Here is a 21,130-nt window from a genome sequence, read left to right as displayed (position 1 = left end):
CTCAGCTCCTCGCCCGTTCGACGGCCCGGCGCAGGGTCCGCCGGGTCAGCTCGGCGGCCAGATGCCGCTTGTAGTCCGCGCTGCCGCGCTGGTCGGTCACCGGGTCGCAACTGTCCGCGGCGATCGCCCCGGCCTGCTCGTAGAGGCTCTCCGAGGGTTCCTGCCCGCGCAGCGACGCCGAGATCGCCGGGATGCCGGTGGTGTTGGGGCCGACCGCCGCGAGCCCGACCCGGGCGTCGACGATCGCGCCGCCGTCGAGCCACACCGCCGCGCCGGCCGACACCACGGCCCAGTCGCCGGCCCGGCGCTCGACCTTGGCGTACGCGCTGCCACAGCCGGGCCGTACCGGTAGCCGGATCTCGACCAGGATCTCGTCATCGGCGACGGCCGTCTCGTACGGCCCGACGTGGAACTCCTCCATCGACACGACCCGCTCCGTGCCGCCCGGGCCACGGATCACGCACCGCGCGTCCAGCGTCGTGCAGACCGCCGACAGGTCCTCGGACGGGTCGGCCTGGCACAGCGAGCCGCCCAGCGTGCCCCGGTTGCGCACCACCGGGTCGGCGATCACCCGTTCGGCGTCGGCGAAGATCGGGAACGCCGTCGCCAGCACGGGGGATTCGAGGAGCTCCCGATGCCGGGTCAGCGCACCGACGCGGACCTCGTCGGGGCCCGCCTCGACGTAGCCCAACTCGCCGTGCAGGTCGTTGATGTCGATCAGATAGTCGAAGTTGGCCAGCCGGAGCTTCATCATCGGCAACAGGCTGTGCCCGCCGGCGATCAGGCGGGCCGTCCCGCCCAACCGCTCCAGCAGGCTGATCGCATGGTCCACACTGGTGGCTCGCTCGTACTCGAACGGTGCCGGCACCTGCATGTCGCACCTCCGTAGTCCGGCAGAATCTCTGCCCGGCGGGGGTCAAAGTCAACGGTGACCTAAGCAGTTGCTTAGGTCACCGTTGACGGTGCCGCCGGGGCTCGCGGATCGTGCGGCCATGCGGGACATCGTCGACGGGCTGGCCGGCTGGCGTGCGGAGGGCGTCGCGTTCGCCGTCGCGACCGTCGCGCGGACCTGGCAGTCCGCGCCCCGGCAACCTGGCGCGGCGATGGCCGTCTCGGCGAACGGCGACGTGGTGGGCAGCATCTCGGGCGGCTGCGTCGAGGGTGCCGTCTACGAACTCTGCCGGGCCGCGATCCAGACCGGCACGGCGCACACCCAGACCTTCGGCGTCAGCGACGACGACGCGTTGGACGTCGGGCTGACCTGCGGCGGCACCATCCAGGTCCTGGTGCAACCGAGCGTGGCGATGGCCGAGTTCGACGAGGTCCTCGCCGCGATCCGCGACGGCCGTCCGGTCGCCACTGCATCGGTCGAGAACGGCCAGCTGGTGATCTGGCCGGATCGGGTCGCGGGCAGCCTCGGCGCACCCGATCTGGACGACGCGGCGGCCCGGCAGGCGACCGGGATGCTCGCGCTCGGCGTGACCGGCACGATCCACCTGGGCCAACAGGGGCAGCAGCGCGGCGACGAGGTGGCCGTATTCGTCCAGTCGTACGTGCCGCCACCCCGGATGATCATCTTCGGCGCGATCGACTTCGCCGCCGCGATGGCCCGGATCGGCAAGTTCCTCGGCTACCACGTGACGGTCTGCGACGCCCGCCCGGTGTTCGCCACCCGTGCGCGCTTCCCGGACGTCGACGACCTCGTCGTCCGCTGGCCGCACGCGTACCTGGGGTCGACGACCGTCGACGACCGCACGGTGCTCTGCGTGCTGACCCACGACCCCAAGTTCGACGTGCCGCTGCTCCAGGTCGCCTTCGCCACACCGGCCCGTTACATCGGCGCGATGGGCAGCCGACGTGCCCACGACGATCGGATACGCCGGTTGCGCGAGGCGGGTGTCCCGGAGAGCGCGCTGGCCCGACTCCGCTCACCGATCGGGCTGGACCTGGGCGCGCGGACACCGGAGGAGACGGCCGTGGCGATCGCCGCCGAGATCACGGCCCAGACCTGGGGCGGCACGGGACGCCCGCTCAGCGACCTGGCGACCCCGATCCACCACACCTGACCGAGGGCCGCCTCGTCGGCGCGGTCCGGTCCCGTCGATCATGGAGTTGTGGTGCCGAACTTCGCCCTGTAGAAGCTACTTTGGCACCCACCACAACTGCATGATCGTCGAGGCAGGGCAGGTTGACGGTCCGGCCCGGCGCGTCGGGTCGCGTACGCTCCGCGGATGGACCTCGATGATCTTCCGCTTGCCGAGTTCGCGTTTCCGGGGCCACTGCGGGACAAGCTCGTGGGCGCGATCCTGTCCGGGGCCAAGACCTCGACGACGGGCCTGCTGATCGGGTACGAGTGTGCGAACGAGCCACTGCCCGAGGTGGGTCAACTGTCGGCCGTGGTGGACTCCGCCGGCCGCCGGGTCGCGGCCATCGAGCTGACCGACGTACGGGTGGTCCGGCTCGCCGACGTCGACCTGCCACACGCCCTGGCCGAGGGGGAGGGCGACGAGTCGGTGGTGCAGTGGCGTGCGGGGCACGAGACGTTCTGGCACAGCGCCGAGGTACGCGCCGAGTTGGGCGAACCCGACTTCACGGTGGACGACGACACCCTGGTGGTGACCGAGCGCTTCCGGCTGGTGCACATTGCCTGACCTGCAACGCCCACTGTGCACTGTTGATCAGCGGACGGCGCGATCGTCGACGGTCACCTATGCTCGGCGCGTGATCCCCCCGGCACTCGAGATCCGTGGCCTGGTCAAGACCTTCGCGGCGCATCGCGCGGTGGACGGCATCGATCTGACCGTGCGTTCCGGCACCTTCCACGGCATCGTCGGGCCCAACGGCGCCGGCAAGTCCACCACCATCGGAATGGCCGTCGGCCTGGTCACCCCGGACTCCGGGGAGATCCGGATCCTCGGCCACGACGCGCTGCGCGAGCGCGGCCTGACCCGCGCGCTGACCGGCGTGCTGCCCGACGGCCTCGACTTCCCGGAGCGCCTCACCGGCGCCGAACTGCTGCGCTACAGCGCCGGGCTGCGAGGGCTGCCCCGGGCGGAGGCCGCCGAGCGGGCAGCCGAACTGATCGACGTGCTCGGCCTGGTCAAGGGCGCCGGCACCCCGTTGGCCGACTGCTCAACCGGCACCCGCAAGAAGCTCGGCCTCGCCCAGGCGCTGCTGCACGCGCCGCGACTGCTCGTGCTCGACGAACCGTTCGAGGCGGTCGACCCGGTCTCCGCGGCCACCATTCGCCGGGTGCTGCGCCGGTTCGTGGCCGGTGGCGGCACCTGCGTGCTGTCCACCCACTCGATGCTGCTCGTCGAGCAGATGTGCGACGAGGTCACCGTGATCCACCAGGGCCGGGTGGTCGCCGCCGGGTCGGTCGCCGAGGTCGCCGCCGGCAGCAGCCTGGAGGACCGGTTCGTCGAGTTGGTCGGCGCCGAAGCCTCCGGCAGCGCCGGTCTGGACTGGCTGACCGGGGCACGATGAGCGCGCAATCCACCGTCCCCGCAGGGCGGGGCGGCACCCTCGGCGCGATCACGGTACCGGCCCGGATGCGCGCGACGATGTTCCGTCGCTCGCTGCGCGAACACCCTGGCCCCACGGTGGCCGGCCTGGTCGGTCTGCTCGCCGCCGCCTGGCTGATCCGGTACGCGCTCAACGGTGACCAGCACACTCTCGGCCTGCTGGCCGGGGCGTGGGTTCTCGGCTGGATCGTCCTGCCGCTGCTGCTCGGCGGCGGGCGTGGCCGGGTCCGCCCGGCCCACCTGCGGTTGGAGCCGATCGGCGGTGTCCCGGCCGCGATCGGCCTGCTCGCCGCGTCGGCGATCGGGGTCGGCCCGGCCGTCTCGCTGGTGGCACTCGCCGCGCTGCCGGTGCACGCCGCCCGGTACGGCACCGTCGCGGTCCTCGTCACCGCCTTCGGCGCGGTGCTGCTCTGGCTGCTCGGGCTGATCGGCTCGGCCATCGCGCTGGAGGTCGTCGGCCACGCCGGTGGTCCGGCCGGGGCGCTTCTCACCGGCGTCCTCACCGGTACGGCGATGGGTGTCGCCGGGTCGCTCTGGGCCGTCTTCCCATGGGTGTCGGTACTGCTCGTGGCAGCGCCGCAGAACGTGGTCAGGGCCATGGCGTACGTGCCGAGCGGCTGGCCGGTCACCGCCGTGACCGGACCAACCGGGCAAGGGGTGCGCCTGATGGCGGCCCTGATGGGCATCGTCGCGCTCTGCGCCGCCGCGTACATCATGCTCGTCCGAAGGGTGATCGCCACCGGCGTGCCGTTCCGGCCGCGCCGGACCACGGCGGCGTCACCGGCCACGGCAGAGCGGGAGTGGCCGGGGTGGGTGCCGGCCGCGACGCGGGCGGTCGTCGGCCGCGAGTTGCGGTCCTGGATGCGGCACCCGCTGCGGTTGCAGTATCTGGCGTTCGCTGTGGTGTACGGGACGTTGCTCGCCGGGCTGCCGCTGCTGTCAGACGTGGACCTGCTGCTGCCATGGGCCGGAACGTTCGCCGTGCTCGGCGCGGCGGCGATGTCGGCCGGGCTGGTCGGGCTGGACGGCACCGCGTTGTGGCTGCCGTTCACCACACCGGGCGGTGAACGGGCCGAGGTCCGGGGACGTGCCCTGGCCTGGCTGGTGCTGGTCACTCCGATCGGCGTGCTGCTCACCGTCGTCGGCATCATCCTCGCCCCCGACGTCGACCCGCTGGCCGCGCTCTCCACCCTGCCGGCCCTGCTCGGCGCGGGCGCGTCGGTGCCGGTGTGGGTGTCGCTGCTGCGCGTACGCCCGGTGGCCGACCCGCGGCACCCCACTGCGGCTGACAACCCGACCGACATCGTCAGCGTCCTGGTCGCCACCGCTGCCGGGCTGCTCGCCGCCGCGCCGGTGCTCGCCCTGATGATCTGGGGTCCGCCGGAGGCGGCACCGCTGCTACCGGTGGTCGGGCTGCTGTCCGGCGTGGCGACCTGGTGGGGTGGCTTGTGGTTGGCCGACGAGCGGCTCGCCCAGCGAGGCACGACGGTGCTCGCCGCGGCAGGTCAGCGGAGCCGGCCCCCGGAGGCGGCGCTCCCGCTGACCTGGGACGTGCAGTGGTATCGGGAGAACACGTCGACAGCGTGGGCGCTGGGGTTGCTGACGGTCGGGTGGATCCCGGTGATCCCGCAGGGGCTGATGCCGCTGGCGTTCGGAATCGACAGCGGGTGGATCGTGGCCGGTCACCTGAGCGGCAGCGCGCACACGGCGGTCGGGTTGGCGATGGTCGGTCTGGGCGTCGCGATGCTGCTCACCGGCCTGGTGCTGTGGGATCGCCGACCGCAACCGGGCAGCCCCTGATCCACAGCTCTACAGCGGCGCGCTACAGCATCGCCAGAGGGGCCAGGGGTATGCCGTCGTAACGATCACTCGCGCGCATCGCCGCCCCTGAACAGCGGACTTCGCCGCCGCTGGGGAGTCGTCAGGATCTCGGGGCCGGAGCTGGTCTTCGTAACCTTGGTCCGCCAGACTGCGCGGTATGGGTGATCGTTGGCGCCGGTGGGCGTGGGTCGGGGTGCTCGTCATCGGGCTGATCCTTTATCTGGCGGTGCTGCGGACCCTGGTCAGCACCAAGAATCCGAACTTCGTACCGGCGTTGATCCTGCTCGGGGCGACGTTGGTGCCGTTGACGTTCCTGACGTTCGCGCAGGCCCGGACCGGGCGCTGGCAGGTGCCGGCTTCGGTGTTGGTGACGTCGGCGTTCTTCGGCGGTGTGATCGGCACTGTGGTCGCCGGCACCCTGGAGTACGACACCCTGCGCGGCCTCGGCACCCTGCCGATGCTGTTCGTCGCGTTGATCGAGGAGTCGGCGAAGCTGATCGTCCCGGTGGTGCTGCTGTTCACGGTGGTGGCCCAGCGTCGTCGCCGGGTGCCCTCCGACGGGCTGATCATCGGCATCGCCGCCGGCATGGGGTTCGCCGCGCTGGAGACGATGGGCTACGCGTTCAGCGCGCTGCTGAGTTCGCAGGGCAACATCGGCGCGGTGGAGCAGACGCTCTTCATCCGGGGTCTGACGGCGCCCGCCGGTCACACCGCCTGGACCGGGCTGACCGCAGGCGCGCTCTGGGCGTTGCTGGCGAGCCCGAGCGTCGCCCGGCTCTTCGGGTTCATCGGCACGTTCCTGGGTGTCGTCGTCCTGCACACCCTCTGGGACACGTTCTCCGGTTCGCTGGTCTTCGTCGTGTTGGCGATCATCAGCATCGGCTGGTTGTTCTGGGAGCTGCGCCGCTACCGGACCTTCAGCGATCAACACGTCGGCCAGCTACAGCCGCACTGACCAACGCCGCACCCCATGCCTCTCCCGGCCCGTACCGAAGGGCTGGGGGAGGCATGTCTGTTGGTGATCTCGCTGCGGCCGGGCCGGCACCTCAACTAACGTCAGAGTGTTCATATTTGGCGGGATTGGTCGGGAAGGTGCGGCGATGGGGGTGCGCAGCTGGTTCGAGGGCTGGCCGGTCTATCGCCAGCTCGCCGGCACGGACCCGCTGGGCCGGGGTGCCGCGGCGAAGTCTGACGGGTCCCGCGCGCTGACCGCCCGCACCGATGACGCCGATTCGATGGCCCGGTCTGTCTGCCCGTACTGCGCTGTGGGGTGTGGTCAGCGGGTGTTCGTCAAGGACGGGCGGGTCAGCCAGATCGAGGGTGATCCGGACAGTCCGATCTCGCGGGGTCGGCTCTGCCCGAAGGGCGCGGCGAGCAAGAGCCTGGTGACCAGTCCGCTGCGGCAGACCAAGGTCCGCTACCGCCGGCCGTACGGCACCGAGTGGGAGGACCTCGACCTCGACACGGCGCTGAACATGATCGCCGATCGGGTCCTGGCCGCCCGGGACGAGACCTGGGAGGACGTCGACGCCGAGGGTCGACCGCTCAACCGGACGCTGGGCATCTCCAGCCTGGGTGGGGCGACGCTGGACAACGAGGAGAACTACCTCATCAAGAAGTTGTTCACCGCGATGGGGGCGCTGCAGATCGAGAACCAGGCCCGCATTTGACACTCCTCCACCGTCCCCGGTCTGGGGACCAGCTTCGGTCGTGGCGGCGCCACCCAGTACCAGCAGGACCTGTCGAACTCCGACGTCATCGTCATCCAGGGTTCGAACATGGCCGAAGCACACCCGGTGGGTTTCCAGTGGGTGATGGAGGCCAAGCGTCGAGGCGCGAAGGTCTTCCACGTCGATCCGCGGTTCACCCGCACCAGCGCGCTGGCTGACTCGTACCTGCCGATCCGGGCGGGCACGGACATCGCGCTGCTCGGTGGGGTGGTGCGCTACATCCTCGACAACGAGTTGGACTTCCGGGAGTACGTCGTCGCCTACACCAACGCCGCGACGATCGTGACCGAGGAGTACGCCGACACCGAGGACATGCACGGCCTCTTCTCCGGCTTCAACGACGACAACGCCACCTACGACCAGGCCAGCTGGCGGTACCAGGGCCACCCGCAGGACCAGACGACCCGCGACAGCGAGACGCAGCGGGAGACGGCGTCCGGGCTGGAGAACGAGTCGCACGGCGCGCCGGTTGGCGGCGAGACCGAACGTGACGAGACGTTGCAGCACCCGCGCTGCGTCTACCAGATCCTCAAGCGACACTTCGCCCGCTACACCCCCGAGATGGTGGAACGGGTCTGCGGCGTCCCGCAGGAGAAGTTCCTCGAACTGGCTCGGGCGTGGACGGAGAACTCCGGCCGGGACCGGACCGGCATGCTCGTCTACTCCGTGGGCTGGACGCAGCACAGCGTCGGCGTGCAGTACATCCGCACCGGCGCGATCATCCAGCTCCTGCTGGGCAACATGGGCCGCCCGGGTGGCGGGGTGATGGCCCTGCGCGGGCACGCCAGCATCCAGGGGTCCACCGACATCCCGACGCTGTTCAACCTGCTGCCCGGTTACCTGCCGATGCCGCACCACGCCGAACACCCGACCCTGGACGAGTGGGTGGACAGCATCGCGCACCCCGGGCAGAAGGGTTTCTGGGGCAACGCCCGCACCTACGGCGTCAACCTGCTCAAGGCGTACTGGGGTGACGCCGCCACCGCCGACAACGACTACTGCTACGGGTACCTGCCGCGGATGACCGGCGACCACGGCACCTACCAGCAGGTGCTCGACATGATCGACGGCAAGATCAAGGGCTATTTCCTGCTCGGGCAGAACCCGGCGGTCGGTTCGGCGCACGGCCGGGCGCAGCGTCTCGGCATGGCCAACCTCGACTGGCTCGTGGTCCGCGACCTGTTCGAGATCGAGAGCGCCACGTTCTGGAAGAACGCGCCGGAGATCGAAACCGGCGAGATCGCCCCTGAGGGGTGCCGCACCGAGGTGTTCTTCCTACCGGCCGCCTCCCACGTGGAGAAGGAGGGCACCTTCACCCAGACCCAACGGCTGTTGCAGTGGCGGGAGAAGGCCGTCGAACCGCCAGGCGACGCCCGCTCCGAGCTGTGGTTCTTCTACCACCTCGGCCGCGTCATCCGGGAACGGCTGGCGACGTCGACGAAGCCGCGCGACCGTGCGCTGCTCGACCTCGCCTGGGACTACCCCACGCACGGCCCGAACGCCGAGCCCAGCGCCGAGGCGGTGCTGCGCGAGATCAACGGGTACGTCGTGGCCACCGGCCGGCCGCTGGCGTCGTTCACCGAGATGAAGGACGACGGATCCACCGTCGGCGGTTGCTGGATCTACACCGGGGTGTACGCCGACGGTGTCAACCAGGCGGCCCGCCGCAAACCCGGCTCAGAGCAGTCCCTGGTGGCACCCGAGTGGGGTTGGGCGTGGCCGGCCAACCGGCGCATCCTCTACAACCGTGCCTCCGCCGACCCGGACGGCAACCCGTGGTCCGAGCGCAAACGCTACGTCTGGTGGGACGCGGACAAGAGCGAGTGGACCGGCTACGACGTGCCGGACTTCGAGAAGACCAAACCGCCGTCCTACCGACCGGCGCGCGACGCCTCGGGCGTGGCGGGCATCGCCGGCGACGACCCGTTCATCCTCCAGGGAGACGGCAAAGGCTGGCTGTACGCGCCCACCGGTGTGCTCGACGGGCCGATGCCCACCCACTACGAGCCGGTCGAGTCGCCGGTGCGCAACCCGCTCTACCGACAGCAGGCCAACCCGACCCGCAAGGTCTACACCCACCCGATCAACACGCTCAACCCGAGCCCGCCGGAACCGTACAGCCAGGTGTTCCCGTACGTGTTCACTGTCAGCCGGCTCACCGAGCACCACACCGCCGGTGCGATGAGCCGGATGGTCTCACCCCTCGCGGAGCTGCAACCCGAGATGTTCGTCGAGGTGTCGCCGGAGTTGGCGGCCGAACGTGGTCTCACCCACCTGGGTTGGGCGCACCTGGTCACCGCCCGTGCGGCGATCGAGGCACGGGTGCTGGTGACCGACCGGCTCACCCCGTTGCGGGTGGACGGTCGGATCATCCACCAGGTGTGGTTGCCGTACCACTTCGGTTTCGAGGGCCTGGTGACCGGCGACTCGGCCAACGACCTGTTCGGCATCAGCCTGGACCCGAACGTGCTCATCCAGGAGAGCAAGGTCGGCACCTGCGACGTGCGGCCCGGCCGTCGACCCAGGGGCCTGGAGCTGCAGGAACTCGTCGTCGACTACCGGCGACGGTCCGGCGACCTGAGCCCGCACTATCCACCGCAGGTCACGACCGACTCCGCCGACAGCGGCCCGGACCAGGAGGTCTGACCCATGCCCCACGCCAACGCCCTGTACGGGCCGCTGGACCCCGCACCGGACGCCGGCTACGAGAACCCGCCACCGCGAATGGGGTTCTTCACCGACACCAGCGTCTGCATCGGCTGCAAAGCGTGCGAGGTGGCCTGCAAGGAGTGGAACGGCGTCCCCGAGAGTGGGCTCGACCTGCTGGGCATGTCGTATGACAACACCGGCGCGTTGACAGCGAACTCGTGGCGGCACGTCGCGTTCGTGGAGCAGCCCCGTTCGGCCGGCTGGGCGACTCCGGCGTTCGCGGGGGACCCGGACGGGCCGGCGATCAGCCCGGTGACGGCGGCGGCCGGCGCGCGTACCAGCACCGACACCGGAACGGACCCCGGCCTGCCCACCGGCTCGCCCGGTGCGGCGGCCCGCATGTCGGGCGGACCGGAGTTCCTGGGGATGCCGGGTGCGCAGCCGCCGGGGAGGGGTTCGGGCGCGGAGGGGCGGACGGATTTTCGCTGGTTGATGATGTCGGACGTGTGCAAGCACTGCACCCACGCGGCCTGCCTGGATGTCTGCCCGACAGGTTCCCTGTTCCGGACGGAGTTCGGCACTGTGGTGGTGCAGGAGGACATCTGCAACGGCTGCGGTTACTGCATCTCCGCCTGCCCGTACGGGGTCATCGATCAACGCAAGGCCGATGGCCGGGCGTGGAAGTGCACGCTGTGCTACGACCGGTTGGGCGCGGGCATGACCCCTGCGTGTGCGCAGGCGTGTCCGACGGAGTCGATCCAGTACGGCGCTCTGGACGAGTTGCGGGAGCGGGCCGCCGCGCGGGTGGCGAAGCTGCATGAGCGGGGCGTGCCGGAGGCGAGGTTGTACGGGCACGACCCGAACGACGGGGTCGGTGGTGACGGGGCGTTCTTCCTCCTGTTGGACGAGCCGGAGGTGTACGGGTTGCCACCGGACCCGATCGTGACCACCCGCGACCTGCCGGCCATGTGGAAGCGCGCCGGCCTGGCCGCCCTGGCGATGACCGCCGCCACTGTTGTCGCATTCCTGGGCAGGCGGTCATGACCCGCGGCGGTGAGCAGCTCACGGTGCCGCCGGCCAACTTCGCCTCCTACTACGGCCGGCCGGTGTTGAAGCCGCCGGTGTGGAAGTACGACATCGCCGGTTACCTGTTCACCGGAGGTCTCGCCGCTGGAGGCGCACTGATCGGCGGGGCCGCCCAACTGACCGGACGACCAGGGCTGTGCACTGTGGGCCGTTGGACGGCCCTCGGCGGTGTCGCCGCCAGTACGTACCTGCTGGTCCACGACCTAGGCCGGCCGGCCCGGTTCCATCACATGCTCCGGGTGGTCAAGGTGACGTCGCCGATGTCGGTCGGCACCTGGATCCTCGCCGTGTTCGGCCCGGCCGCCGGTGTGGCCGCGGTCGCCGAGCTGGCGCCGCTGCTCCCCGAGCACGGTGTTCTCGGCCTCGCCCGCCGGCTGGCGCCACCCGTCGGCGACATCGCCGGGCTGGCCGCGGCTGCCACCGCCCCGGCGCTGGCCACGTACACCGGGGTGCTGCTCGCCGACACCGCCGTACCTGCCTGGCACGAGGCGTACCCCTATCTGCCGTTCGTCTTCGGTGGCAGCGCGCTCGCCGCCGCCACCGGGGTCGGCCTCATCGCGGCGCCCGCCGCCCAGACCGCTCCGCTGCGGCGACTCGCCGTCGTCGCGGCGACCATCAAGTACCTCGGCGGTCGCCGGATGGAGCGGTTGGGCCTGACCGGTGAGCCCTACCGGCAGGGTCGCAGCGGTCGTCTGGTCCGTGCGGGTGACGTGCTGCTCGGCGTGGGCACCGTCGCCGCGCTGTTCAGCCGACGCAGCCGGGTGCTGGCGGCGATCTCCGGCGCCGCCCTCGTGGCATCGTCGGTGGCCACCAGGTTCGGCGTGTTCGAGGCGGGCCGGGTGTCGGCCCGCGATCCGAAGTACACGGTCGTGCCACAACGGGAGCGGCTCGCCGAGAAGCGGTCGGCGACCCGTCCCTGAGCGGATCAGCGCAACGGAAAGGGCGCCCCTCTCGAGGGGCGCCTTCCGTTGCGATTGCAGGAGGTCTGGCCGCGTTGGGCCGCCACGCGTCAGCCGGTGAACAGCTTCGCGGCGGTGATCGCGGTCTGGATGATGCCGTACCCGAGGAGCACCGCGACCAGCAGCCACGACAACCAGAGCCGCCCGGTCTGGTTACCGACGTGCGGCGGCGCGGGCGGTTGGCTGTCCCGCCCGAGCGCGACCGGCTCGGTGACGGTGGCCTTCGCCACGGGCGAGGTCGGTCCTCGGTCCGGTTCGTGGAACCGTTCGGGCACGGAACGCACCAGCAGGTTCGCGATGAACCCGATGGCGAGGATGCCGACCATGGTGAACAGCGCGGGCCGGTACGCCGCCGCGGTGAGCGTGCCGGGCTTGCCCTGCGTGTCGAGGATTCCGTTGACGATCAGCGGGCCGGCGACGCCCGCTGCCGACCAGGCGGTGAGGATCCGGCCGTGGATGGCCCCGACCTGGAAGGTGCCGAACAGGTCACGCAGGTAGGCGGGCATGGTGGCGAAGCCACCGCCGTAGAAGGAGATGATCGCGGCGGCGATGAGGACGAAGACCGCGGTCGCGGAGTGGCCAGCGACGGCGAGCAGCAGGTACAGCACCATGCCGACGCCGAGGTAGACCATGTAGATGGGCTTGCGGCCGATGAGGTCGGACGTTGTCGACCAGACGAACCGCCCCGCCATGTTGAACAGCGACAGCACCCCCACGAAACCGGCTGCCGCCGTCACCGAGACCGTGGTGGCGGTCCCGTTGTCCCGGAAGAAGTCCTGGATCATCGGGCTTGCCTGCTCCAGGATGCCGATGCCCGCTGTGACGTTGCAGAACAGCACGATCCACAGCAACCAGAACGACCGGGTACGCACGGCGTTCGACACGGACACGCTCGCCGTGGTCACCAGGGGTCGGGCGGCGACGCTCGCTGGGTCGAACCCGGCGGGTCGCCAGTCCGGTGCCGGAACCCGGACGTTGAACGGGCCGAACATCATGATCACGAAATAGCCGATGCCGAACGTGACGAAGAGTGCCACGAGGGCGTGGCCGGACGCTACGGCGGCCGGATTGTTGGGGTTGTAGCCGGAGTCGTAGAGGGAGAGCAGTTGGCGCGCGAGCGGACCGGCGACCAGGGCACCGCCGCCGAACCCCATGATGGCCAGCCCGGTGGCGAGGCCCGGGCGGTCCGGGAACCACTTGATCAGCGTGGAGACGGGCGAGATGTAACCGATACCGAGCCCGATACCGCCGATGACGCCGTACCCGAGATAGAGCAGCCACAGCTGCTGGGTCGCGATGCCGAGCGCGCCGACCAGGAACCCGACGGCCCAGAAGCACGCCGAGACGAACATCGCCCGGCGCGGTCCGTTCCGCTCCACCCAACGTCCACCGACCGCCGCCGACGAGCCCAGCATGACGATGGCGATGCTGAAGATCGCCCCGATCGCCGTCTGGCTGACGTCGAAGTGCGCGATGAGGGAGTTCTTGTAGACACTTGTCGCGTAGACCTGGCCGATGCACACGTGCACGGCCAGTGCTGCGGTCGGGATGAGCCAGCGGCTGTATCCCGGGGGAGCGACAGTGTGCCGAGGATCGAATACCGACAGCATGGGCATCGTCCACACCTCCTGCGGCCGAACAGGCCGCAACGTTGCCGAGCTGTCCCGACCCGGCAGTTGGCCGAGCGGCGCCGCCGCAGTGGCGGCCCGGCGCACGTCTGGCGTCAGCCGATTACCGGCTCCACCTCACGTTACGTGGCGGCCGGTTCACACCATGTCGTTACCGAAAAACGCAGCGGCAGGTGGGCACGGAACGGGGGCGGGCCCACCGGCCCGCCCCCCGACTGCTGTCGTACCGCTCAGTGGATCGCGGCCTTCGCGGCCGCCTCCTCCTGGACGCGTCGTTCCTCCCCGCTGAGGGTGTGCAGCGGCTTCTCCCTGATGAACAGCACGACGATCAACGCGAGCAGCGCGAACGGCGCGCCGACCAGGAAGAGATCCGCGGTGGCGATGCCGTACACGTCCTGCACGATGCGCAGCACCGGCTCGGGCAGGGTGGACAGGTCGGGCACCTCGGCGGAGCCACCGCCGGCCGTCGCCGCCGGGCCGAGCCGCTCGGCGGTCAGCGAGGCCACCCGGTTCGCCAGGACCGCGCCGAGGGCACTGACCCCGATGGCGCCGCCCATGCTGCGGAAGAACGTCAGCACGGAGGTGGTGACGCCGAGCTCGTGGGCCGGTACGTCGTTCTGTGCGGCCAGCACGAGGTTCTGCATGAGCATGCCGACGCCGACGCCCAGCACGGCCATGTAGATCGACAGCACGATGACGCTGGTGTTGGCGTCGATGGTGCCCAGGAGCAGCATCCCGACGCTCATCACCGCGGCGCCGGCCACCAGGTATGCCTTCCACCGGCCGTACTTGGTGATGAGCTGTCCGGCGACCGTCGACGAGACGAGCAGGCCGAAGATCATCGGAAGGCTCATCAGGCCCGCGACGGTGGGTGACTTGCCCAGCGAGATCTGGAAGTACTGGGACAGGAAGACGGTGCCGCCGAACAGCGCGACACCGACCAGCACGCTGGCGATCGTGGCCAGGGAGACCGTGCGGTTGCGGAAGATGCCCAGCGGGACGATCGGCTCCTCGGCGCGAGATTCGACGAGCACGGCCAGCGCCAGCAGGACCAGACCGCCGACGACCATCAGGGCCGTCCAGCCGGAGGCCCACTCGAACTTGTTCCCGGCCAGGGACGACCAGATCAGCAGCGTGGAGACACCAGAGGTGATGAGCAGGGCACCCAGCCAGTCGATCTTTGCCTTGCGGCGGACGACCGGCAGGTGCAGGGTGCGCTGGAGCAGGGCGATGGAGATGATGCTGAACGGGACGCCGATCAGGAAGCACCACCGCCAGCCCAGCCACGACGTGTCGACGAGCAGGCCACCGATCAGCGGACCGGCGATGGTGCCCACACCGAAGACCGCGCCGAAGATGCCGGCGTAGCGGCCCAGCTCACGGGGAGGGATCATCGCCGCCATGACGATCGTGGCCAGCGCCGTCATGCCGCCGGCGCCGATGCCCTGGACGACACGGCTGAGCAGCAGCACCTCGACGTTCGGCGTGAAGCCCGCGATGAGCGAACCCACCACGAACAGGCCCAGCGAGAGTTGGATCAGCAGCTTCTTGCTGTACAGGTCGGCCATCTTGCCCCACAGCGGCACCGTCGCCGTCATGGCGAGCAGTTCGCTGGTGACGATCCACGTGTAGACGGTCTGGCTGCCGTTCAGATCCGCGATGATCCGCGGCAGCGCGTTCGCCACCACCGTGGAGGCGAGGATGGACACGAACATGCCGACCATCAGGCCGGAAAGGGCCTGGAGAACCTCCCGACGCGACATGCGCGTGCCGACCTCGGCGGTGTCGGCGGGCGGGACGGTGGTGGTCATTGACGCTCCCTTGGCGGGTTTGTGGCGGGGTGACTGGCCCCGCAGCTGGTGCGGCGGGGCGGGCAGTGGCGGGTCAGGAGGGGGACGGCGGATCCGGCAGCCCGGCGGCGATCGCGGCGAACGCCTCGTCGACGAAGTCGCGCAGGGGGCGCGTGTCGTTGTCGGCGGACCAGCGCAGCATCGCGGTGTGGAAGGCAGCACTGGTGACAGCGGTGATGAGCGGCGGGAGGCCGTGGTCGGGCCCTACGCCGAGGCGGGTGGCGATGACCGAGACCATGGCTCGCTCCGTCGCGATGTTGCCGGACACCAGCCGGGGCAGCAGCGCGGGGTTCTGGGTGATGACCGCCAGCCGCAGCCGCCACAACTCCCGGTCGGCCTGGATCGTGTCGATCGCCTCGTCGAGGGCGAGCCGGACGGCCTGCAACGTCGGCACCTGCGCAGGTGTGGCCGCCAGACGCGCCACGACCGGGTTGCCGTCGAGCGCCGGGTCGTCGGTGAGTGCCTCGTCCTTGCAGGTGAAGTAGTTGAAGAAGGTCCGCGAGGACACGTCCGCGGCCTCGCTGATCTCCTCCACCGTCACGTGCTCCAGGCCGCGTTCGGCGACCAGCCGCAGCGCGGCGGCGGTCAGCGCGGCCCGCGTTTGCGCCTTCTTGCGGTCGCGACGCCCGGGCGCGGCTTGGTCGGTGTCGGTCACGCGAGCGAGATTAGGAGCGAACTTGCACAGCCTGCAAGTTTTTAGAGTGTGAAGTGATCTTCCTGACTCGCGATGCTGGTCGGAGCCGGACGGATCGGTCGCTCGGTGCGGGGCACGGCGCCGGTGGTCTCCAGGATGAGCCCGGCGACCAGGTCCGGGTCGTCGCTCATCGGCACGTGCCCGCACCTGGGCAGCGTCACCACCCGTGCCGCCGGCAGGCCCGCCCGGGCCCGCTCGGCCTGGTGGACGCCGAATATCCGGTCGCAGTCCCCCCAGCCGATGGTCACCGGCACCGTCGCGTCGGACAGACGAAGGCAGTCGAGGCGATAGTCGCGGGCGGCTCGGGCCACGGCGTTGAAGCCGACCCCGCGTCGCAGGGCGAGCGCGTCGCCCAGCGCGCGCTCGACATCCAGCAGCGTCGGGCGGGCCATCAGCGGCGCGAAGCACAACGCCCGCAGGTACGCCGAGCGCAGCGCGACCCGCATGATCGGGGTGGGCAGGTACGAGTTGGCCCGCAGCATCCGAAGGATGGCCAGCGCCCGTCGGCGCTCCGCCGGGGTGAAGAAGCCGGCGGGGGAGAAGGCGGTGGCCGAGGCGGCCGCCCCCGTCGCCGCAAGCTCCAGGGCGATCGCCCCACCGAGGCTGTAGCCGGCGACGTGCGGACGCTCCAGCCCCCACTCGGTCAGCGCCAGCAGGACCCCGGCCACGGTGGCGGCCATGTCGGCGGGCATGCCGGTGCCCGGCACCGGAGAGTTCCCGAATCCGGGCAGATCGAGCGCGATCACCTCGTGGTGGGCGGTGAGCCGCTCGAACACCGGCTCCCACGCCTGATGGCGGTGACCGATGCCGTGGATGAGCAGGAGGGGCTCGCCGCTGCCCGCACGTCGGAAATGAATGCTCATGACTGCCCTCCCACCGACGTCCTGCCGAAGGAACGCCCGAGCTGGCGTACCTCGTCTTCCATCTGGCCGACCATGGTCTGGCCGCCGAAGCGGGTGATCAACGCGTCCGAGAGGCCGCTCAGCACCACCGGCCGCAGCGCCTGCACCATGGCGAGCGACCGTGGCACGTACACCTTGCGCCTGCGACGCTCGATGCCGTGGAGCAGGCCCTCGACGCACTGCTCGACGGGTACGACGGTGTTCAACGGCCACGGGAGCCGGCGCAGCGTGGCGCGGAACGACGGCAGGTCGTCTTGGATGTCGCGGACCAGGTCGGTGTCGATCCAGATCGGATGCGCCGTGCCGACGGTGACGCCGCGCGGGCGGGTCTCCAGGCGCAGCACGTTCGCGAACTGCTCCACGCCCGCCTTGGACGCGCAGTAGGCGGCCATCCCGGGCATCGCCGTGAAGGCGGCGGCCGACGAGACGATCAGGACGTGGCCACGAGCGGCGGTGACGTGCGGCAGCGCCGCGCTGACCGTGCGGATCGCGCCGCAGAGGTTCACCTCGACGGTACGGACCAGCGCGTCGACCGGTCCGACGGCGACGGTGCCGAGGTTCGCGATGCCCGCGTTGGCCACGACGACGTCGATGCCGCCGAAGCGGTCCACTGTGGAGACAACTGCGGCGTCCAACGCCGCCTGATCGGTGACGTCACACTCGTACCAGTGCGCGTCGAGGTCGGCGCTGAGCTGTTCGAGCAGCTCGCCCTCCAGACCGACGAGGGCGACGCGGGCCCCGCGGCCGACGGCCTCGCGGGCCAGTCGCGCCCCGATGCCGCGCGCCGCGCCGGTGATGAACAGGACCTTGCCTGCCAGGTCATACCGCATCGGCGTGCTCCCGCTCCGGTTCGTTGGGGGTGCTGCCGGTCGAGGCGATGTGGTAGTCGGCCGGGCGGAACCGGCGCAGCCTCATCCGGAAGCTGGCGGCGAAGCCCGGCCAGATGGTGGTGTTGCGGCCGGTGGCGTCGAGGTACCAGCTCGAACAGCCGGTCTGCCAGACGGTGCCGGTCATCTTCTGGTCGACCCGCTCGGTCCAGCGTCGTTGCGCCTGCGCGGTGGGCTCGATGGCCTGGATGCCCCTGGCCCGCATGTGACGCAGGGCCGCGAGCACCAGGCGTAGCTGCGCCTCGATCATCAGCACCACCGAGGTGTGCCCGAGCCCGGTGTTCGGGCCGAGCAGGAAGAACAGGTTGGGGAAGCCGGCGATGGCCGTGCCCCGGTACGCGTGCATGCTGGGGGTCCATGCGTCGCCCAGGCTGCGCCCGGCCCGGCCGTGGATGCGGCGTACGACGGGGGAGTCGGTGACGTGGAAGCCGGTCCCGAGGATGATCGTGTCCGCCCGGTGGTGGACGCCGTCGTCGGTGACGAGACCGTCCGGCACGATCCGGGCGATGCCGGCGGTGACCACGTCGACGTTCGGCCGGGTGAGCGACGGCCAGTAGTCGTTGGAGATCAACACTCGCTTGCAGCCCATCGCGTAGCGGGGGGTGAGCTTGTCCCGCAGGATCGGATCGGGAACCTGACGCCGCAGCGTACGCAGGGACCGGCGCGAGACGAGGCGGTTGACCGTCGGGTGCAGGAAGCCCAGGCCCATGCTCTCGCGTAGCAGATAAAGCCCTGCCCGGGCGGCCCGCTGCGCACCGGGCACGGTGCGGAACGCGGCCTGCTCGACCCCGCTGATCCGGCGCGACAACCTCGGCATGATCCAGGCGGGAGTGCGCTGGAACAGCGTCAGCTTCTCGACCGTCGGCTGGATCTGTGGCACGAACTGGATGGCCGAGGCGCCGGTGCCGATCACCGCGACGCGCCGGCCGGTCAGGTCGTGGTCGTGCCGCCAACGGGCGGAGTGGAACACGGTGCCGGCGAACTCCTCGATTCCGGGCAGGTCGGGGATGGCCGGGTCGCTGAGCGGGCCGGCGGCACAGATCAGGACCCGGGCGCTGTGGTCGCCGCCCGAGGTGCGCAGCAGCCAGCGTTGGCGTTGGTCGTCCCACCTCGCCTCCAGTACCTCGTGGCGCAACCGCAACCTCGGACGAATGCCGAAGCGGTCGACGCAGCCGCGCAGGTAGTCCCAGATCTCCGGCTGGCTGGAGAAGGTGTTCGACCAGCCGGGGTTGGGGGCGAAGGAGAACGAGTAGAGGTGCGACGGGACATCGCAGGCGCAGCCCGGGTAGCTGTTGTCACGCCAGGTGCCGCCGACGTCCTCGCCACGGTCGAAGACGACAAAATCGGTGAACCCGGCCCGCTGTAGGCGGATGGCGGCGCCCAGGCCACCGAAGCCGGCGCCGATGATGGCAACGTCTGTCTCCATTCACTCCTCCGTGAGCTCTGGCGCTGTCGGGTCGGCCACCGGCGGCCAGGGCGGATCGCCCACGCCGGTGATTCGTACGCCGCCCCACGGATCGACCTCGGCCAGTCGGGCCGCCCGGACGCGGTCGGCGATGCGCACCTCGACGTCGCGCCGGCCGGAGCGCAGCAGATGGGCCACCCGTGGCTCGGGCTCGATCCGTCCGCCCCAGTGGAAGCGGCCGTCGACCGGCTCCCACCGCCCGCTGAGGTGCACCCGCACCGTGGTGCCCTCGACACCCGCCGGGCCGTGGTAGCTCACGGCACGATCCGCTCGTGGGCGCGGGTCAGCTCGTGCGGCAGGTCAGCGCTGGCCCGTACCCCCTCGATGCCGCTCCACAGCAGGGCGGTCAGGTAGTCGGTGAGGGCGGCCCGGCTGATCGGCTGGCCGTGCGTGGTCCACCAGTCGCCGACCGCCTGCACGAAACCCACCAGGCCGTACGCCCAGGGCTCGGCGGGACCGGCGTCCAGGCCCAGCGTGCGTAGCCGGTCGCCGATCACCCGGGCGAGCCCGGCGGCCACCTGCCGGCTGGTGCCGGCGATCACCTGGTGGATGCCGGGGTCGCCGGACTGGTGCATGAGGAACCGGTAGAGCCTCGGCTCCGACTCGATCACGCCCAGGTAGGCGTCGATCGTCGCTTCGACCAGGTCACGTTCCTCGCGGACCTGTTCGACGGCGGGCGCGATGGCGTCGACCATCCGGGCCGACACCACCTCGCTGACAGCGACCCAGAGCTGCGACTTGTCGGCGAAGTAGCGGTACAGGACCGGTTTGCTGACGCCCGCGGCGGCGGCCACCTGTTCCATGTCGACCTCCGGCCCGTGCCGCAGCAGCGCCTGCACGGCGGCACCGACCAGTTGCTGCCGTCGTTGCTCACGATGGTCTGCCCAGCGGTCCCGGCGGCCGTTGCCCTTCGCTTTCGGGCTGCCGTCGGGGGGTGTGGCAGGCGGGTCGGACGCATTGACACCCGTGCGCGGCGGTTGCATGCTACTACTCGTAACAGTTACTGGTCGTCACGTCAATATGGAGGAGCCATGGAGGCGGCGGAAACCGGGCGTGCGGCAGTCGCCGAGCGCCTGCTCACGTCCTCATTGCGGACCAGCTACGACCCCACCGTCGAGATCGACTGGGACGCCCCGCACACCCCCGGCGCCTACTGGCTTCCGCCACAGCGCAGCAGCCTCTACGGCACGACGCTGTGGGACCAGCTCAGCGAGGAGCAGCGCGTCGAGCTGACCAGGCACGAGGTGGCCAGCGCGGCCAGCGCCGGGCTGTGGTTCGAGACGATCCTCATGCAGATGCTGATCCGGGAGTACTACCGCGCCGACCCGACCAGCCGGCAGGCCCAGTACGCGTTGACCGAGGTCGCCGACGAGTGCCGACACTCCATCATGTTCGGCCGGCTGATCGAGGCGATGGGTTGTCCGGTCTACCGCGCGAGCACTGTCGACCACCACCTCGGGCGGTTTCTGAAGGCGACCGCCAGCGGCCCTCGGATGTACGCCGCGATCCTCATCGCGGAGGAGATCCTCGACGCGTTCCAGCGCGAGATCATGGCGGACGAGTCACTCCAGCCGCTCATCCGGATGGTGTCCCGCATCCATGTGGTGGAGGAGGCGCGACACGTCCGGTTCGCCCGCGAGGAGCTGGCCGCCGCGGTCGCGGCCACCGGTCCGGTGGGCATGGCGTACGCCCGGCTGCTGGTCGGTCGCGCAGCCCACACGATCGCCAATCGCCTGGTCCATCCCGACGTGTACGCGGCGGTGGGCATTCCGCCGGCGGTCGGTCGGGCCGCTGCCCGCGCCAACCCGCACTGGCGTGCCACGCTGCGCTGGTCCGCGGCGCGGGTGCACGCCAACCTGGCGGACGTTGGCCTGGTCGCTGGGCCGGGGCGTCTGCTGTGGGCCCGGGCCGGGCTGATCTGACCCGACGTCCTGG

The 21,130-nt window shown here is 70.7% G+C and carries 18 protein-coding genes; 9 read left to right on the top strand and 9 right to left on the bottom strand.

The features are described 5' to 3' along the window. Position 1: 1 nt before the first annotated feature. Positions 2–874: a xanthine dehydrogenase family protein subunit M gene (locus tag AB0B48_RS04805; RefSeq protein WP_357195944.1), complete on the bottom strand. Its 873-nt coding sequence runs from the start codon at positions 872–874 to the stop codon at positions 2–4. A 118-nt stretch (positions 875–992) separates the two neighbouring features. Between AB0B48_RS04805 and AB0B48_RS04800 the strand changes: the two genes are divergently transcribed. The 8 genes from AB0B48_RS04800 (at position 993) to nrfD (ending at position 11,730) form a co-directional block, all read left to right on the top strand. Further along, a complete protein-coding gene (locus AB0B48_RS04800) occupies positions 993–2,066 on the top strand; it encodes an XdhC family protein (protein ID WP_357195941.1) in 1,074 nt (357 codons plus the stop codon). A gap of 165 nt (positions 2,067–2,231) precedes the next feature. Next, positions 2,232–2,651 carry an ASCH domain-containing protein gene (locus AB0B48_RS04795; RefSeq protein ID WP_357195938.1) on the top strand — a complete coding sequence of 140 codons (420 nt, stop codon included), beginning with the start codon at positions 2,232–2,234 and terminating at the stop codon, positions 2,649–2,651. A 70-nt stretch (positions 2,652–2,721) separates the two neighbouring features. Then, the gene (locus AB0B48_RS04790; protein ID WP_355006552.1) at positions 2,722–3,486 is read left to right on the top strand and encodes an ABC transporter ATP-binding protein; all 765 of its coding nucleotides are present in this window, start codon (positions 2,722–2,724) and stop codon (positions 3,484–3,486) included. Beyond that, positions 3,483–5,324, top strand: a complete 1,842-nt coding sequence (locus AB0B48_RS04785) for a hypothetical protein (RefSeq protein WP_357195935.1) — start codon at positions 3,483–3,485, stop codon at positions 5,322–5,324. The genes AB0B48_RS04790 and AB0B48_RS04785 overlap by 4 nt, the downstream gene beginning before the upstream one ends. A 178-nt stretch (positions 5,325–5,502) precedes the next feature. After that, positions 5,503–6,300 (top strand): PrsW family intramembrane metalloprotease, encoded by a 798-nt coding sequence (locus AB0B48_RS04780; protein ID WP_357195932.1) that lies wholly within the window; start codon positions 5,503–5,505, stop codon positions 6,298–6,300. A 145-nt stretch (positions 6,301–6,445) separates the two neighbouring features. Then, entirely contained in the window at positions 6,446–9,721 is a 3,276-nt protein-coding gene (gene fdh / locus AB0B48_RS04775; protein WP_357195929.1) for a formate dehydrogenase, read from the top strand. Positions 9,722–9,724: 3 nt separating this feature from the next. Further along, on the top strand, positions 9,725–10,768 hold the full coding sequence (locus AB0B48_RS04770) for a 4Fe-4S dicluster domain-containing protein (RefSeq protein WP_357195926.1): 1,044 nt from the start codon (positions 9,725–9,727) through the stop codon (positions 10,766–10,768). Then, a complete protein-coding gene (nrfD, locus tag AB0B48_RS04765; RefSeq protein WP_357195923.1) occupies positions 10,765–11,730 on the top strand; it encodes an NrfD/PsrC family molybdoenzyme membrane anchor subunit in 966 nt (321 codons plus the stop codon). The genes AB0B48_RS04770 and nrfD overlap by 4 nt, the downstream gene beginning before the upstream one ends. An 89-nt stretch (positions 11,731–11,819) precedes the next feature. Here the strand turns inward: nrfD and AB0B48_RS04760 are convergent, their stop codons facing one another. The 8 genes from AB0B48_RS04760 to AB0B48_RS04725 form a co-directional block, all read right to left on the bottom strand. After that, a complete protein-coding gene (locus AB0B48_RS04760) occupies positions 11,820–13,379 on the bottom strand; it encodes an OFA family MFS transporter (RefSeq protein ID WP_357195979.1) in 1,560 nt (519 codons plus the stop codon). Between the two features lie 248 nt (positions 13,380–13,627). Beyond that, entirely contained in the window at positions 13,628–15,208 is a 1,581-nt protein-coding gene (locus AB0B48_RS04755) for an MDR family MFS transporter (RefSeq protein WP_357195920.1), read from the bottom strand. A 73-nt stretch (positions 15,209–15,281) separates the two neighbouring features. Next, complete coding sequence (locus AB0B48_RS04750; protein WP_357195917.1) at positions 15,282–15,902, bottom strand: TetR family transcriptional regulator; 621 nt, start codon at positions 15,900–15,902, stop codon at positions 15,282–15,284. 41 nt (positions 15,903–15,943) lie between these two features. After that, positions 15,944–16,804, bottom strand: coding sequence for an alpha/beta fold hydrolase (locus AB0B48_RS04745; RefSeq protein ID WP_357195914.1), 861 nt, complete (start codon positions 16,802–16,804; stop codon positions 15,944–15,946). Further along, positions 16,801–17,673 (bottom strand): SDR family oxidoreductase, encoded by an 873-nt coding sequence (locus AB0B48_RS04740; protein WP_357195911.1) that lies wholly within the window; start codon positions 17,671–17,673, stop codon positions 16,801–16,803. The genes AB0B48_RS04745 and AB0B48_RS04740 overlap by 4 nt, the downstream gene beginning before the upstream one ends. Further along, positions 17,663–19,156: an NAD(P)/FAD-dependent oxidoreductase gene (locus AB0B48_RS04735; protein ID WP_357195908.1), complete on the bottom strand. Its 1,494-nt coding sequence runs from the start codon at positions 19,154–19,156 to the stop codon at positions 17,663–17,665. Before AB0B48_RS04735 ends, AB0B48_RS04740 begins: the two co-directional genes overlap by 11 nt. Next, a complete protein-coding gene (locus AB0B48_RS04730) occupies positions 19,157–19,453 on the bottom strand; it encodes a DUF4873 domain-containing protein (RefSeq protein ID WP_357195905.1) in 297 nt (98 codons plus the stop codon). It abuts the gene before it with no gap. Further along, positions 19,450–20,178: a TetR/AcrR family transcriptional regulator gene (locus AB0B48_RS04725; protein WP_357195902.1), complete on the bottom strand. Its 729-nt coding sequence runs from the start codon at positions 20,176–20,178 to the stop codon at positions 19,450–19,452. The genes AB0B48_RS04730 and AB0B48_RS04725 overlap by 4 nt, the downstream gene beginning before the upstream one ends. Before the next feature lie 48 nt (positions 20,179–20,226). Between AB0B48_RS04725 and AB0B48_RS04720 the strand changes: the two genes are divergently transcribed. Further along, entirely contained in the window at positions 20,227–21,117 is an 891-nt protein-coding gene (locus AB0B48_RS04720) for a diiron oxygenase (protein ID WP_357195899.1), read from the top strand. The last annotated feature ends 13 nt before the right edge of the window (positions 21,118–21,130 follow it).

Origin of the sequence: Micromonospora sp. NPDC049089 (assembly GCF_040648775.1) — a bacterium.
GTDB lineage: Bacteria > Actinomycetota > Actinomycetes > Mycobacteriales > Micromonosporaceae > Micromonospora.
Note: the sequence above shows the minus strand (reverse complement) of the source record. Positions and strands in the feature narration are given on the sequence as shown.